Here is a 16,046-nt window from a genome sequence, read left to right as displayed (position 1 = left end):
ATAAATAGCATGTTATTCAATTAAATAAAATGATTTATTAGGATTAAAAATTTTAGTCAAATAATCCAAAATTATTCTCATTTCTTCTGCAAGACTAAATGGGGGATTTATAATAAATAAGCCACAGCCATTCATTGCTGTTTTATCTGGTAAGTTTAACGAAAATTCAATACGTAAGTTAGATTTAGGGCTATTGGCATTAATTTTTTCAATTAATTGTGTATGCAAACGTCGATTAAGAATAGGGTACCATATACAGTAAACGCCCGTTGCGAAACGATGGAAGGCTTTGTTTATTGCATTAGCAATCTCTTTATACTCTGTTTTAATTTCATAAGAAGGATCGATAAAAATGAGCCCACGACGCTCAAGTGGTGGGAGGAGCGATTCTAATGCTGTAATCCCATTCTGGTGGCCGAAGAAAACACGCTTATTAAAGCGAGGTATCATTTTTAGCTGATTAAATTCTTGAGGGTGTAGTTCCAAACATGTCGCTCGGTCTTGCATACGTAAGTTTGCCAGGGCTAGAGAGGGCGATCCAGGATAATAACGCAGTTGTTTATCAGGGTTTAGTAATTCAATGACTCGGGTATAAGGTTCAAATAGAGATGGTAATGCCTTTCGTGCCTCCCAGAGAGGAACTATCCCTGTATTGATTTCACCCGTTTTCTTTGCTTTATTATCTTGTAAATCATATAAACCAGAGCCAGCGTGGGTTTCTAAATAAAAGAGAGGCTTATCTTTCTGGGTTAAATAATTTAAGATGCGACATAAGGTGACATGTTTCACTACGTCTGCAAAATTTCCGGCATGATAACCATGTTGATAGCTGAGCATAACATTTTGATTTAGCGAAATTTCTGCAGTATACGGCTTTATATGCTTTAAATCCACGCAAGTTAATCAAAAAATATTTTAACATTTTTTTTCAAAATAATCTATATTGAAAATATAAGAACAAATTGATAATAAATTAAACAAAACTTAATTGATTCAAACTATATTGATTCAAACTATGTGGAAACAAAGATGAACTTACCAAGAGAATATGATCGTGAATTCGATGATGATGCCCATTCTTATTCTGAATTTCCTATAGAAGAGGAAGTGGACTTAGCTCACAAGAAGCGTATACGCAAGATGCTAGAAGACAAGCTAGAACGTAAACGCTTACGAGAACATATTGATGAATTGGATGGTGAATTTGATTGGGATGAATTAGAAAGATAGTTCTTTCCTCTGTCGCTTACTAGCTTGTAATGTATTTTGGAGCAAAGTTGCTATAGTCATTGGTCCAACGCCTCCAGGCACAGGCGTTATCCAGCCTGCCTGAAGACTTGCAGCATCAAAGTTAATATCGCCTCTTAACTTGCCATTGTCTAATCGGTGTATGCCTACATCGACTAGAACTTGCGATTTATTTAGCCAACTAGGTTGAATTAAATCACATACGCCGGTAGCTACAACAATGATATCGGCCAGTCTAATATGGGGCTCTAAATCTTCGGTAAAGCGATGACAAACAGTTACGGTAGCGCCAGCAAGCAAAAACTCTAAAGCCATAGGGCGCCCAACAATATTGGATGAGCCCACAACAACAGCGTTTTTCCCACGTAGAGGAATATCATAGAAGTCAAGTAGTTGAATAATACCAAAGGGCGTACAGGGTCTAAGAAGAGGGATACGTTGCGCTAAACGGCCTACATTATATGGATGAAAACCGTCAACATCCTTAGAGGGTGCAACACACTCAATAATGCGATCACTATCTATAGTGGGTGGTAAAGGAAATTGGACTAAGATTCCATCAATATTTGTATTAAGATTTAATTCTTGGATTAAATCAATTAATTTTTCTTCTTTGGTATTTTCTGGAAGATTGAAAGCAACCGAAGTAATACCTGCTTCTTCACAAGCTCGCCTTTTATTGGTTACATAAATTTCAGATGCCGGATCATCACCAACTAAAATGACTGCTAGAGCAGGTGGGGTAATACTAGCTCTCTTTCTTGCTGATATTTCTTGTGCTACAGCCGTTCTTAATTTCGATGCAAGTTGCCTACCATTTAAAAGAATCGCTTTCATATTAATCTATCTAATTAAAGTATAAGAATTATGGAGCACTAAGCGCATTGATGCAATTTATAAGTTACTTAATTTGTAAGAGATTTCTAGTGAACTTGTTGAATAACAGGAATATAGATGTTATTTTCCTATATTTAAATGGATTAGTCCTCGCAGGGAGCGCTGCTTGAAAGTAAATTGTCTTTGGGCTGCGATTTTATCTTTATCGCTGCCTATATCAGTTTTTGGTATGGGAATGGGTGAGATAAGGGTACATTCGTTTCTTAATCAACCCTTTAATGCTGAGATTCCACTTACAGATACTGAAGGGGTTTCTCTAGATACCATAAGAGTAAATTTAGCATCGGTCGAGGAATATTCACGTATTGGCTTAACGTCAAATGAAATATTATCATTTCTAAGGTTTACTGTAAAAAGAGACCAGAATGGTCAACCCGTTATTGCTATTACCTCTACTGAACGAATTTCAGACCCTTATCTCCAAATTGTAGTAGATTTAGCTTGGCCTGCAGGACAAATTTATCGAGCATATACCATATTATTAGATCCGCCGGGTTATCAGATTAAAAAGCCCAATTCAATCACTGTTATCAAAAAAGCTAATGTTAATAAAACAAGTATTGGCGAACCGGGGGTTATTAATCAACCAGTCTATCAGCATATGAGTGGTAAGGTTAGCGCCGTAACTCAGGAAGCAACCTATGGGCCAACGTTAGCTAATGAGAGTATCTGGCAGATAGCTCAAAGATATAAAACTGCGGATACAACCTTGCCTCAAGTGGTTCTTGCTATTGTTGGAGCAAATTTAGATGCATTTACACAAGGGAATTTAAATGGCTTAAAAGTGGGCGAGCAACTTAAAATTCCTTCTAGTGAGCAAATAGCCCAGATACCTATACGGTTAGCGATAGAGGAAGTGGCCGCCCATGATTTAGCTTGGCAGAATAAACAAGAAATTAAGCATATTATCTTTCCTCCTTATATCAATAAGACTGCTAAAACGTCTAAATTGAGTGAATTAGATACAACTTATTATGAATCTAAGATTGCACCAATCCCAAAGTTTAACTTAGAAACACCAGGACTAAACAGTGCTGCAACCTCTTTACCAGCACCTGAGGTATTCTTTACTGCATCTAATACCATCCCTTCTATAACACAAGAACAATCTAAAAATTTAGATTCACAAACCAGTGATGTAACTATCAGTGCAGGCCTTGGTGTTACCTTGGCTGCTATTGATACTGTACGCACAGAAAATTCATTAATAAAAGATCAATTAGAGAAACTAAAAGCAGCTAATAATCGTCTACAGCAGCAAGTGAGTAAGCAGCAAAAGGAAATGGCTGTTTTACAAGAACAGTTAAGGATTATTGTGCAAGAACGCCAAGCCTTGCGTGCTCAAACTAGTTCTTTAAATTCTTCTGATAGTCCTTCTTGGCTTTATTGGTTGATTATTGGTGGGAGTTCGATTGTAATTCTTTATGGGTTGCTTTATTGGTTTTGGCTCAAACAGCGAGAAGAGGATGACGAGCTAAATGAAAGCTCTGAAACGGTTATTATACCTCCTACAGTTAATAATCCAACAGCTATGCCAGAAGGCGACAAGACTGACGCCAATGCCGAAAGTACAAAATTAGATAAATCTACAGAATCTACTAAGAATCCAGCAGTTGTTGAGCCTATGACAATACAAGCAATGCAAATAGAATCTGCTGCGCCTACTAATGACAAAGAGGTGGCACAAACAACAAGAATTAAAACTGAAGAAGAGCATATAGGAAATACAAAGGATGAAACTTTTGACATAAATCAAAATGATCTAACTGCAAAAACAGAGCAGCCAAATGATAAGTCAGCAAATTCATCTACTAATTCAGTAAATAGGCCTGATAGGGTTGAAAGTGATAAATATCAACCTATGAACGATGAGACAACTGCAAAGCAACCGCCTAATTTAGAAGATGAAACAGCGAAAGCAGACTCTACAAAGACAATAGGTATTGAGGAAGTAAATAATAGTATGATGGCAGCTAAGTCTTCTGATACGAATGTAGTAGAAAATGTTGCCCCTAGCGTAGAAAACAAAAATTCAGAGGAAAATGATTCTCTATCAGATGAACTAGAATCTGAACTCAATCCTGATAACCTAATACCTTTTGATAAACCCCTTGACGATATTAAACAACCTAAAGATTCCCTTAAGCAGTTTAAGCAAAATAAGGAAGAAGATTCTGCTGTTGATTTTGAGCCGGGCTTAGATAAACTCATTAAACCTAAGTCAAAACAAAATATACGTGATGAGCAATCTTTAGATTTTGTGATTGATGATCAGGTCGAAGCCTTATTAAAGCATATAAACCATAATCCTGATGCATCCTCTGTAAAGGCTGAAACTTCAATACCACTGGCAACCGATACCTCTTTAAACTCAACTAATGAAAACTTATCTGATTCTGGTGAGCAAACTTCCAATACCGAGCAAATAGAAACAATAGACCAAGAAAAACATGCGGTTAATTCTACTGAAAGTGTCAATACCGATAATTCGCCATCTGAATCTCAATTAGTTAAAAGTCAAACAGCTTTAAACACTTTACTTTCTCTAGCAGAAACTTATATTGCTATGGAAGATTTTGAATCGGCTGGGCAATCCTTAGAAGAAGTCATAAAATTTGGTAACGACGAGCAAAAAGCACAAGCGCAAAAATTATTACAAAAGCTAAGTAAGTAAGCTAACTTTTCCTAAAGCAGATTAATTTATTCTTTTTGTTAAGATATTCAGAGGTTTAGGATTTATTCCCTAGACAAATATAGTATGGTGTTATACATTGGCCAATTTTAGTAGGAAATGCGTATGCGTATCGCCTTAGGGGTTGAATACGATGGAAGCCAATACCATGGTTGGCAAGCGCAAACAGGGCTACACACTGTACAGCAGGCTATTGAAACAGCTATTAGTCGTATTGCAGATTGTAAGATAAGTGTTGTTTGTGCTGGTCGAACAGATACTGGCGTTCATGCAACCAACCAAATTATCCACTTTGATTGTGTAAAAGAGCGTTCTATTCGCTCATGGATTCAAGGGGCCAATTCTTATTTACCTAAAGATGTTTGTATAAGATGGGGCAGAGAAATGCCTGAGCATTTTCATGCGCGTTATTCCGCGTTATCGCGTCATTATCGTTATATTATCTATAATTCAGCTATTCGTCCTGCTTTGCTGCGGGGTAATGTCACCTGGCAATATCGCCAATTAAATCATCTTCATATGCATGAAGCTAGCCAATATTTATTGGGGGAAAATGATTTTACTTCATTTCGCTCAGTGGAATGCCAATCCAATACACCCATGCGTAATATTCATTATATGCAGGTAACACGCCAAGGTGATTTAGTCATTATTGATATTATTGCCAATGCATTTTTGCATCATATGGTAAGAAATATCGCAGGCGTATTAATTGCAGTAGGATCAGGAAAAAAACCTGTTACTTGGGTTCAGGAAGTATTAAAGGCTACTGATCGACGTTTAGGCGCTGAAACTGCACCGCCCTATGGCTTATATTTAGTCAATGTTACTTATCCTAAAGAGTTTGGTATTATAACTAACGTTGCTAATCCTTTATTCCTGTCGGAGCGTTAAATGCAAGGTTATGAGACTAGGATTAAAATGTGTGGGATGACGCGCAAAGAAGATATTGACCAGGCACTAGCACTAGGTGTTGATGCTATTGGCTTAATCTTCTATAAAGGGAGTAAACGATTTATTTCTGTTGAGTACGCTAAGAAGCTTCTTATTCCTTTGCCTTTATTTATTAATATAGTTGCGGTCTTTGTTAATCCTGATGTTGCTGAAGTGTGGCAAACTATACATGAATTACCTATTCAGTGGTTACAATTTCATGGTAATGAAACGGAATCCTTTTGTAATCAATTTAATCTCCCTTATATTAAAGCGCTGGCAGTAAAGCATAAAGATGAAGTGGCTGAAATGATGAATTTATATCCAACAGCATCTGCTTTTTTACTAGACACGCCTGCCCAAGATGCTTATGGTGGTACAGGCAAAACGTTTAACTGGAATAACATTCCAGAGAAATGTTCAAAGCCAATAATTTTAGCTGGCGGATTAACCTCAGCTAATATTCGACAGGCCATTAGCGAAGTATCGCCAGCTGCGGTTGATGTTTGTAGTGGAATTGAGAAGTCACCAGGCTTAAAAGATCATCATAAAATGGTTCAATTTGTTAAAGCATTAAGAGAAAATTATGAATAAAGAACTTCCTGATGAAAAAGGACATTTTGGCCCTTATGGCGGCATATTTGTTGCGGATACTCTAATGCATGCGTTGCATGAATTACAAACGGCCTACACTACTTACCGAAATGATAAGAGTTTTGTAGAGGAGTTAAAAGAGGAATTAAAAGATTATGTCGGCCGCCCATCGCCTTTGTATTTTGCAAAACGATTAACTAACTTGGCAGAAGGCGCCAAAATTTACTTAAAGAGAGAAGATTTAAACCATACGGGCGCGCACAAAATAAATAATACGGTAGGTCAGGCCTTGTTGGCAAAAAGAATGGGTAAAACACGTATTATTGCCGAGACTGGTGCAGGGCAACATGGTGTTGCAACTGCAACTGTTTCAGCAAAGCTTGGCCTTGAGTGCGTTGTTTATATGGGCGCTGAGGATGTTAAGCGGCAAGCAGTTAATGTCTATCGGATGAAATTACTTGGCGCTAAAGTCATTCCAGTTACAGCCGGGTCCCAAACCTTAAAGGATGCACTCAACGAAGCGATGCGCGATTGGGTAAGTAACATCGATAATACCTATTATATTATTGGCACTGTTGCAGGTCCGCATCCTTATCCCCAAATGGTAAGAGACTTTCAAGCAGTCATTGGTCAAGAAGTGCGCCAGCAATTTATAGAAAAAGAAACTTGTCTTCCAGATGCTTTAGTCGCTTGCGTTGGTGGAGGCTCCAATGCAATGGGTTTATTTTATCCTTTTTTAAAGGATGAAGCTGTGAAAATATATGGTGTTGAAGCCGGTGGTAAAGGTATTGAAACAGGTCAGCATTCTGCCTCACTAATTGCTGGTAAGCCAGGGGTATTACATGGTAATCGCACCTATCTACTTTGTGATAAGTTTGGACAGGTTAAAGATACCCATTCTGTATCTGCTGGGCTAGATTATCCGGGTGTTGGACCTGAACATGCTCACTTAAAGGATATAGGTCGAGTTCAGTATGTAGCAATAAATGATGATGAGGCTCTTAATGCATTTCGAATTTTAACCAAAGTGGAAGGTATTATTCCTGCTTTAGAATCAAGCCATGCTGTTGCTTATGCCATGAAATTAGCTAAAACAATGCAACCTAGCCAATGTATTGTTGTCAACTTATCAGGTCGTGGTGATAAAGACATCCATACCGTAGCAAGTATTGATGGTCTGAGCATATAACTATTTAGGCTTGGTAATTGGAGTTTATAATGAGTCGAATCGAAAAAACAATATCGGTCTCGCGAGCAAATAAAAAAAAGATGTTGAGTCCTTATCTCACTGCAGGCGATCCCTATCCGGAAGCAACGATAGAGTTAATGCATACCCTCGTTGCTGCTGGTGCAGATATTCTAGAACTCGGCATTCCATTTTCAGATCCCATGGCAGAAGGTCCTGTTATTCAAGCAGCCATGGAGCGCGCGCTGCGTTATAATATAACGAGTGATGATGTATTAAAAATGGTAGAAGATTTTCGCAGGAAAGATAATGACACACCCATTGTACTTATGGGTTATACTAACTCTATTGAATACTACGGTTATGAGTGTTTTGCCAAACGAGCCCATGAGGTAGGTGTTGATGGTACAATATTAGTTGATTTACCGCCTGAAGAAGCAAAAGAAGTGACAGCCATTTGGGATCTTTATGATTTGTATAGTATTTATCTTTGCTCACCTACAACAACCGCTGAACGCATGAAATTGATTAACCAATATGGCCATGGTTATTTATATTATGTGTCTTTAAAAGGTGTTACAGGCTCAGATGCCTTAGATTTAACAAATGTAAAGGCTCTTTATCAGCAGAGAAAGGAACAGACTAATTTACCTTTAATGGTGGGTTTTGGTATTAAAACGCCTGCTGTTGCAGCGCAAGTTGCTGCATTTGCGGATGGCATCATTGTTGGAGCGGCTTTAATTAATCGTATTATAGAAGCACATCAAGCGGATAAAGATATTTATACGGCCGGTGCAAGCTTAATTAAAGACATGCGACAAGCTATCGATAATATAGAGTAAACCATGACAGAAATTAATGAAAAACGTACGAATTTTATTCGCCAACTGATTACAGATGATTTAGCCACAGGGAAACATCAAACAGTCATTACCCGTTTTCCACCTGAGCCTAATGGTTACTTACATGTAGGACATGCTAAATCTATTTGCTTAAATTTTGGTATCGCAGAAGAATTTAAGGGCGATTGTTATCTTCGTTTTGATGATACCAATCCGATTAAAGAAGAAGATGAGTATGTCAAAGCAATTATTGATGATGTGAAATGGCTTGGCTTTAAGTGGAAAGAGATAACTCATTCTTCTGATTATTATCAACAACTTTATGATTATGCTGTATTGTTAATTAAAGCTGGTAAAGCTTATGTAGATAGTTTGAGCATGGAAGAAATACGGGCTTATCGGGGCACATTACAAGAACCAGGGAAAGAGAGTCCTTACCGTAATCGCTCTGTTGATGAAAACTTAGATTTATTTGCTCGTATGAAAGCAGGGGAATTTCCTGACGGCACGCATGTATTACGTGCTCGCATTGACATGCAATCAGGTAATGTCAATATGCGCGATCCGGTTTTATATCGTATTCGTCATGCTTATCACCAGCGCACAGGAAATGAGTGGTGTATTTATCCCATGTATGATTATGCTCATCCTATTTCAGATGCATTAGAAAAAATTACGCATTCATTGTGTACACTTGAATTTCAAGATCATCGGCCACTTTATGATTGGTTTATCGAAAATCTACCTGTACCAGCTAAGCCAATCCAGACTGAATTTGCGCGTCTTAATTTATCACATACCGTAACAAGTAAGCGCAAATTACGCCGCCTTGTGGAGCAAAAAATTGTTGAAGGTTGGCATGATCCTCGCCTGCCAACCTTAAGAGGCATGCGTCAACGTGGTTATCCTCCGGCTGCAATTCGTCAATTTTGTGAAGAAATAGGTCTTTCACGTAGCGACTCAGTGATCGACATGTCTATTTTAGAAGCTTGTGTACGAGATGAATTAAATAAAACAGCTAAACGCGCTTTATGTGTGCTTAATCCAGTTAAAGTTATCATTGATAATTTTCCAGATGAAACCCAAGAACTTTATACCGCTTATCATCAACATGATCCCAATGCAGGAGGACGAAGCTTACCTTTTACGCGCGAGATTTTTATTGAACAAAGTGATTTTATGGAAGATCCCCCCAAAGGTTATTTTCGTTTAGCGCCGGGTGCTGAAGTACGTTTAAGACATGCTTATGTTATTCGTTGTAATAATGTAGTTTATGATGATAATAGCAAGATAAAGGAAATTCATTGTACCTATGATCCTGACACCTTAGGTAAAAATCCTGAAGGTCGTAAAGTTAAAGGCGTCATTCATTGGGTTTCATGTAAGCATGCGCACCTTGTAACCGTTTACCAATATGATCGGCTATTTAATGATCCCAATCCTGCTCGCGAAGAAGATTTCTTACAATTCTTAAATCCAAATTCATTGAAAGTACAGCAAGCCCTATGTGAACCTTCTTTAGCTAATCAGCCGATAGGAGAAGTATTTCAATTCGAGCGTTTAGGCTATTATTGTGTTAATACAATTGATAAGGATAAGGTAACTGCCTTTCATCGCGTAGTGGACTTAAAAGACACATGGGGAAAAATAAGTTAAACGTTATTAGTTTTTACTACTTTATAGTCACAACTAGCAATAAAAGATGCTTAGAAAGAGAGGATCATGCTTTATTTATATAATTCATTAACCCGTAAAAAAGAAGTTTTCAATCCCATTACACCTGGAAAAATTGGCTTATACACTTGTGGGATAACTGTTTACGATTATTGTCACCTTGGGCATGCTCGATCGATGGTTTGCTTTGATGTCATTGTACGGTTTTTAAGAAGCCAAGGATTTTTAGTTAAGTTTGTACGTAACATTACGGACATTGACGATAAAATTATATTACGTGCTAGAGAACGTGGTATATCTATTCAAGAGCTTACAGAACAATATATCAAAGCCATGCATCTTGATACAGCTGCCTTAAATATTTTAACACCAGACTTTGAGCCACGAGCAACAGAGTATATAGATTCAATTATTGATTTAATTAAACGTTTACTTGCTAAAGGATATGCTTATCAAAGTGCAAATGGTGATATTTGCTTTGAAGTCGAGCATTTTAAAGATTATGGTAAGTTATCTCATAAAGACTTAGAAGGCCTTGTTGCAGGCGCTCGTATTGAAGTAGTTAAAGAAAAGCACTCACCACTTGATTTTGTTCTATGGAAAAAAGCTAAACCCGAAGAACCTAGTTGGCCATCGCCTTGGGGAGAAGGGCGTCCTGGTTGGCATATTGAATGTTCAGCTATGGCTATGGAGGCTTTAGGCGAGCAGTTTGATATCCACGGCGGAGGCCTTGATTTACAATTTCCTCATCATGAAAATGAGATTGCGCAAAGTGAGGCTGCCAGTGGTAAACCTTTTGCTAATTATTGGCTGCATGTAGGCATGCTACAAGTCAATAATGAAAAAATGGCAAAATCAGCAGGTAATTTTTTTACTATCCAGGATGTTTTAAAGCACCATCATCCAGAAGTCATTCGCTATTTCCTTTTAAGCAGCCATTATCGTAGCCCGCTTAATTATTCAGAGGACAATCTTCATAATGCAGCTAAGGGACTATCTAGACTTTATCAAACTTTAAAAGAGGTCACAGAGATAAATGAGAACGATCTGGCTGATGAATGGGTAAGTGAATTTAATAAGGCGATGAATGACGATTTTAACACGCCTATTGCTTTGTCTATTTTATTTCAGTTAAGTCATGAATTTAATAAAACTAAAAAACCTGCACTAGCCAATACTTTAAAAAAATTAGCCAGCCTATTAGGCTTGCTACAAAGTTCTCCTGCGGAATTTTTACAAGCGAAGTCCGCTGAAGTTGATAAAGAATTTATTGAAAATTTAATTGAAAAGCGTCGCGAAGCCCGCGCTGCTAAAAATTGGCAGCAGGCTGATGAAATAAGAGCAACTTTGCTTAATCACAACATAGAACTAGAAGATGGGCCCAATGGCACTACCTGGCGTAAAAAATTGGTTATTTAAGAATATAAACGCTCGTGCTTGTAGTTTACGCTTTCACTTTTATCTTCTAATCTAACTCCATGTGCTGTGACTTGTTCGCGGCACGTAGGAAGTAGGAATGGAGCAAGTATGGGTAATCATTTTGTCCCGTTTAATTTTAATTACAGCTTAAAGGGACAAAAGGGATTACCAAAAATTAATAAGTTGATGGTGGATCACTTGCAGGAAAAGAATCTTTTAGTCTTTCATCCTGTTTTCTATTTTCACGCTTAGTCTGTTCCTTTTTTTCTTTTTTATTAGATGGATGTGGCTCTTTATCTTTAGGGTTTTGCTCATTTTCCATAATTATTCCTCTTATTTTAAGGCTAAAGAAATTAATTAAACGTAGGTTTTATATAAATGCATATTATATCATTGCTATAAAACTACTTATTTTGCATTGGCGGGATAATAGTCGTTAAGCGCTATAACAGCGTCTTGCCCTGTTATGCAAACTCAGGTTAATTAAAGTTATCTTTAATACTACTAAGACTAACTAAAAATAGCAAATTGTATAAATATTGATTAATTTTGGCTTGTAACGCGTAAAATTTCGGCCAGGGAGGTATCACCCGCTAATACTCGTTTAAAGCCATCTTGTCGGATTGTTGGGATTCGCGGACGTAAATAGTTATCAATTGTCTGTAAACTATCATTTCTATGAATCATACCGCGCAAATTTTCATCAATAATGATTATCTCGTAAATACCGGTTCTGCCACGATAACCAAGTTGATTACAAAAATCACAACCTTTGGGTTCAAATACGTTCGAGATATCTGTTGCATGGGTGATACCCATTAACTCCTTTTCATCATCACGTAAGGCATGAGGCGTTTTGCATGCTGGACAGAGTTTTCTAACAAGTCTTTGAGCTATCAAACCTATTATACTTGAGGAAAGAAGAAAGGACTCCACCCCCATATCTATTAAACGCGTTAAAGCGCCGAGGGCACTGTTAGTGTGTAATGTAGATAAAACCAAGTGGCCTGTTAAACTTGCTTGTACAGCAATCTCAGCCGTTTCTAAATCCCGAATTTCTCCAATCATGACAACATCAGGGTCTTGGCGGAGAATAGCCCTTAAGCCTTTTGCAAAGGTCATCTGGACTTTCGTATTGACTTGCGTTTGGCCAATACCCGGTAAATCATACTCAATAGGATCTTCAATGGTGAGAATATTACGGCTTACTTCATTTAATTCTGTAAGCATTGCATATAATGACGTGGTTTTACCAGAGCCTGTGGGACCTGTTACTAAAATAATGCCATGAGGTTGTGAAATGAGACTGCGTATAATCCTTAAAGCATCTGGCGCCATACCTAATAAACCTAAATCAAGTTGTGCAGCCTGCTTATCCAAAATACGCAGCACTATCCTTTCACCATGATTTGACGGCAGTGTCGATACCCTTACATCAACGTTATGACCACCAATGCGCAAAGCAATTCGGCCATCCTGGGGTATTCGTTTCTCCGCAATATCTAATTTGGCCATAACCTTAACGCGAGAAATGACCAATGGCGCGATAGCACGCTGAATTTCTAAAACTTCATGCAAAACTCCATCAATTCTATTACGTACTAATACACGATTTTCATAGGTTTCAATATGAATATCGGAGGCTTTTTGCTTAATAGCTTGAGTAAAGAGGGCATTTAATAAGCGAATAATAGGGGCATCATCTTGGTTATCTAATAGGTCTTCGCTAGTAGGTAATTGGCCTGCGAGCAATGATAAGTCAATATCACCTTCCATGCCTTCTGCAGCATCTAAAATAGACGATTTAGATTGATAACTGTTAGTTAAATGCTGTTGGAACTCACTTTCTGTCACTTCTCTTAACTTAAGGTCGCACTGTAAAAAACGCGAAACTTCAGCCAATACAGCTAAAGATGGATTAGGTAAGTGCAATAAAATTCCGTTATCATTTTCATCTACAGTGGCTATGACGCCATTTGCTTTAGCAAAGGCGTAAGGCAACTGTTTTCTTGGTAACTCTACTAAGGTTTCTGGCTCTATCATTTGGTCATAATTACGGTTTGCTGCACAGAACGACTAAATGGTCTTGGTAAGTCGGTTTCTTTAAGCGGCGGTAAAATCATTTTCCTATTATTTATGTCATAGTCCTGCGAACGTAAAAATGCAAGCTGATCTTGTCTTAAATCATTATATTTTGCGCCTGTTACATGTACAGCATCCCGAGGGGTTCTTAAAATAATAGGCCGAATAAAGACCATTAAAACGCGTTTTTCACGCGAACGAATATTATGTTGAAAAAATCTGCCTAGGCCTGGAATATCACCAATAATTGGAATGCCGTTGTTATCAGTCCCTAAGCTATCCTGAGTTAAGCCCCCCAAAACAACAACATCACCACTTTCAACATGTACTGATGTGACAATGCTACTGATTTTGAAAATAGGATTACTGGTATCCAAAGCAGTTGCTGGATCAATGGTGTCGTTGCCTTGATCAATTTGTAAATGAATACCATTACCTCGGGTAATCTGAGGCCTTACATATAAATGTAACGCTACATTGACTCGCTCAAAAGTAGTATATGGGCTGGCCACTGTTGTACCACCTGCATTATTAGGATAAGTCGTGCTTGCTACAGAAATTTGTTTACCAACTAGAATTTTAGCTTGGCGGTTATCCAGTACAACGACTGAAGGCGTAGATAAGACGTTAGCTTTCCGCCTTTGTACTAAGCCATATAATTGTGCTTGAAAATTATCAATGCTAATTTGTGAATTGATAATAGCAAAGCCTGGTCTAAAGGCTGTAAGTTCAGTGATATCACCCGTTGAAAGATTAGCTCCCCATTCAATACCTAAACTATTGATATCTGCTGCATCAACTTCTGCCACTAAAGCTTCGATTAATAATTGGGCAGGTCTGATGTCTAATTGACTAATAACGTTTTTCAAAATTCGAATTAAACTAACGGGGGCATTAATAATGATGGAATTGGTATTAGGTTCAGCAATAATTTGTACTGTAGGCTTAGTTGTCCCTTCATTTTGCGTAGTAGCGCCAGTGGTATTAGGCGTTGCAGATGGGTTCGCTGCAAAAGGCGTAGTTTGAGTCGTCGTTGTTGTTGTAGTTTGCGTGTTAGGATTGTTATTATTAACTAGGTTAGAGGCGGGGTTGGTGCTATCTAATTCGGGTCTAGTAATCGTACCGATTGTTGTTCCTACATTACCGCTAAAATTCGCTTGTGCAATACCTGCTAAAATAGGAACCAAGTCTTCCGCTCTTAAATAGTTTAAGTAAACAACCTGAGTATTACTGTTTAGGCCATTTGAATTTTGTCGATCTAACTGAGCAATGAGCATTCTTAATCGTAGACGCTCAGTTCGGCTACCACTAATTAAAATAGAATTGCTGCGATCGTCTGCTGCAAGCATAACTTGGCTATGACCTGCCATGCCAGGTTGCGTTTTAATCAAATCTTTAAGGGTACTCGCAATATCCATAGCAAGAGCATATCTTAAAGGTACCATGTCTATGCCGTTTGCTGAAGAAGTATCAACCTGTCTAATAATATTGGCGAGTTGATGAATATTACTTGCGCGCCCTGATAAAATTAACATATTAGATGGGCCATAAGCAGATACGTTACTCCACTGAGGCATGAGTGGTCTTAATACTGGAATGAGCTGTTCGGCAGGTACAAAACGCACAGGCACCACTTCAACCATCATGTCATCGCCACGAGGTGGGTTACGTAAGTCATCTAATAAATCAGCGGACACTGTTTTGGCATCTATATTAGGTACAATTTTAATGACTTGGCCACTTGGAATAGCAGCATAGCCTGATACTTGTAAAACAGATAAGAAAACTTGATACAATTCTTTATCAGAGATTGGCGTAGAGGAAACTATTGATATCTTTCCTTGTACGCGAGGATCAATAATAAAGTTCTTACCTGTTACTCGCGATACTTCAGCTATAACAGCACGGATATCAGCATTTCTTAAATTCCATAGTTTCTTTTCTACGATTGTACTAATAGGCGGTATGAGAGAAGGAAGAGGAACATTTGACGTGGTAACGGAAGTCAGAGGTGCTAGTGGAGTATTACTGCCACTGACTTCTTTTTGAATAGTTTTTGCTAATTTAAGATCTGCAATGGGGCCAACAGTTACCACATAAAGCTTTTTGGCTTTATCGAAAACGATATCTACCGGCTGTTTAAAAGTTGAAGACAGCTTTACTTTAAGCTGTTGGGCATTACTTTCATAGGGAAAAGTGCCAGCATCAACCATGTAAACTGTTTTGTTATCTACCTTAACTTTTTTGATTTTAAAATCATCAGCTTGTACAGAAGAAAAGCAAATCCCAATTAAAAGAATTAAAACAAATCTACGCATTAACCAACCATTAAAGAAGCAATGCTACATCATAACTAAATTTGATTAGATACCATAGACTTTTTATTAATTCGCTTTAAAGAAGAAAAAAAATGCTAATTAAAATAGCGAATTTTATAATTAAAGAGCAACTTTAATATTAAAATTAAATCAATAGAGCT

General features: G+C 37.8%; 13 protein-coding genes. 8 read left to right on the top strand and 5 right to left on the bottom strand.

Going from position 1 to position 16,046, the window contains the following annotated elements:
• Nucleotides 1-12 precede the first annotated feature (12 nt).
• Complete coding sequence (locus ACQUW5_RS01545; RefSeq protein ID WP_444989607.1) at nt 13-837, bottom strand: 23S rRNA (adenine(2030)-N(6))-methyltransferase RlmJ; 825 nt, start codon at nt 835-837, stop codon at nt 13-15.
• A 192-nt stretch (nt 838-1,029) separates the two neighbouring features.
• Between ACQUW5_RS01545 and ACQUW5_RS01540 the strand changes: the two genes are divergently transcribed.
• Nucleotides 1,030-1,230, top strand: coding sequence for a hypothetical protein (locus ACQUW5_RS01540; protein WP_444989335.1), 201 nt, complete (start codon nt 1,030-1,032; stop codon nt 1,228-1,230).
• Here the strand turns inward: ACQUW5_RS01540 and folD are convergent.
• A complete protein-coding gene (folD, locus tag ACQUW5_RS01535) occupies nt 1,219-2,085 on the bottom strand; it encodes a bifunctional methylenetetrahydrofolate dehydrogenase/methenyltetrahydrofolate cyclohydrolase FolD (protein ID WP_444989334.1) in 867 nt (288 codons plus the stop codon). The genes ACQUW5_RS01540 and folD overlap by 12 nt on opposite strands.
• A gap of 166 nt (nt 2,086-2,251) precedes the next feature.
• Between folD and ACQUW5_RS01530 the strand changes: the two genes are divergently transcribed.
• The 7 genes from ACQUW5_RS01530 to cysS all read left to right on the top strand — a co-directional run bounded on the left by ACQUW5_RS01530 (nt 2,252) and on the right by cysS (nt 11,485).
• A complete protein-coding gene (locus ACQUW5_RS01530) occupies nt 2,252-4,819 on the top strand; it encodes a motility hub landmark protein FimV (RefSeq protein ID WP_444989332.1) in 2,568 nt (855 codons plus the stop codon).
• 123 nt (nt 4,820-4,942) lie between these two features.
• Entirely contained in the window at nt 4,943-5,731 is a 789-nt protein-coding gene (gene truA / locus ACQUW5_RS01525; RefSeq protein WP_444989331.1) for a tRNA pseudouridine(38-40) synthase TruA, read from the top strand.
• Nucleotides 5,732-6,364, top strand: a complete 633-nt coding sequence (locus ACQUW5_RS01520; RefSeq protein ID WP_444989329.1) for a phosphoribosylanthranilate isomerase — start codon at nt 5,732-5,734, stop codon at nt 6,362-6,364.
• Nucleotides 6,354-7,553, top strand: a complete 1,200-nt coding sequence (gene trpB, locus ACQUW5_RS01515) for a tryptophan synthase subunit beta (protein WP_444989606.1) — start codon at nt 6,354-6,356, stop codon at nt 7,551-7,553. The genes ACQUW5_RS01520 and trpB overlap by 11 nt, the downstream gene beginning before the upstream one ends.
• A gap of 29 nt (nt 7,554-7,582) precedes the next feature.
• Complete coding sequence (trpA, locus tag ACQUW5_RS01510; RefSeq protein ID WP_444989327.1) at nt 7,583-8,392, top strand: tryptophan synthase subunit alpha; 810 nt, start codon at nt 7,583-7,585, stop codon at nt 8,390-8,392.
• A 3-nt stretch (nt 8,393-8,395) separates the two neighbouring features.
• Complete coding sequence (locus ACQUW5_RS01505; RefSeq protein ID WP_444989325.1) at nt 8,396-10,048, top strand: glutamine--tRNA ligase/YqeY domain fusion protein; 1,653 nt, start codon at nt 8,396-8,398, stop codon at nt 10,046-10,048.
• A gap of 66 nt (nt 10,049-10,114) precedes the next feature.
• Nucleotides 10,115-11,485 (top strand): cysteine--tRNA ligase, encoded by a 1,371-nt coding sequence (gene cysS / locus ACQUW5_RS01500; protein ID WP_444989324.1) that lies wholly within the window; start codon nt 10,115-10,117, stop codon nt 11,483-11,485.
• A 175-nt stretch (nt 11,486-11,660) separates the two neighbouring features.
• Here cysS and ACQUW5_RS01495 read toward each other — a convergent pair whose 3' ends face one another.
• The 3 genes from ACQUW5_RS01495 to lspD form a co-directional block, all read right to left on the bottom strand.
• A complete protein-coding gene (locus ACQUW5_RS01495) occupies nt 11,661-11,807 on the bottom strand; it encodes a hypothetical protein (protein WP_444989323.1) in 147 nt (48 codons plus the stop codon).
• Nucleotides 11,808-12,028: 221 nt separating this feature from the next.
• Nucleotides 12,029-13,528 carry a GspE family T2SS ATPase variant LspE gene (gene lspE / locus ACQUW5_RS01490; RefSeq protein ID WP_444989321.1) on the bottom strand — a complete coding sequence of 500 codons (1,500 nt, stop codon included), beginning with the start codon at nt 13,526-13,528 and terminating at the stop codon, nt 12,029-12,031.
• Nucleotides 13,525-15,885: a GspD family T2SS secretin variant LspD gene (gene lspD / locus ACQUW5_RS01485; RefSeq protein WP_444989319.1), complete on the bottom strand. Its 2,361-nt coding sequence runs from the start codon at nt 15,883-15,885 to the stop codon at nt 13,525-13,527. The genes lspE and lspD overlap by 4 nt, the downstream gene beginning before the upstream one ends.
• Nucleotides 15,886-16,046 lie beyond the last annotated feature (161 nt).

Source organism: Legionella pelazae (assembly GCF_052527395.1).
The sequence above is the reverse complement of the archived record's forward strand: the minus strand, read 5'-3'. Positions and strand labels throughout refer to the sequence as shown.

Coding starts and splice junctions, on each gene's coding strand:
- ACQUW5_RS01545 (WP_444989607.1), bottom strand. CDS start 837: ATGCTCAGCTATCAACATGGTTATCATGCCGGAAATTTTGCAGACGTA.
- ACQUW5_RS01540 (WP_444989335.1), top strand. CDS start 1,030: ATGAACTTACCAAGAGAATATGATCGTGAATTCGATGATGATGCCCAT.
- folD (WP_444989334.1), bottom strand. CDS start 2,085: ATGAAAGCGATTCTTTTAAATGGTAGGCAACTTGCATCGAAATTAAGA.
- truA (WP_444989331.1), top strand. CDS start 4,943: ATGCGTATCGCCTTAGGGGTTGAATACGATGGAAGCCAATACCATGGT.
- ACQUW5_RS01520 (WP_444989329.1), top strand. CDS start 5,732: ATGCAAGGTTATGAGACTAGGATTAAAATGTGTGGGATGACGCGCAAA.
- trpA (WP_444989327.1), top strand. CDS start 7,583: ATGAGTCGAATCGAAAAAACAATATCGGTCTCGCGAGCAAATAAAAAA.
- ACQUW5_RS01505 (WP_444989325.1), top strand. CDS start 8,396: ATGACAGAAATTAATGAAAAACGTACGAATTTTATTCGCCAACTGATT.
- cysS (WP_444989324.1), top strand. CDS start 10,115: ATGCTTTATTTATATAATTCATTAACCCGTAAAAAAGAAGTTTTCAAT.
- ACQUW5_RS01495 (WP_444989323.1), bottom strand. CDS start 11,807: ATGGAAAATGAGCAAAACCCTAAAGATAAAGAGCCACATCCATCTAAT.
- lspE (WP_444989321.1), bottom strand. CDS start 13,528: ATGATAGAGCCAGAAACCTTAGTAGAGTTACCAAGAAAACAGTTGCCT.
- lspD (WP_444989319.1), bottom strand. CDS start 15,885: ATGCGTAGATTTGTTTTAATTCTTTTAATTGGGATTTGCTTTTCTTCT.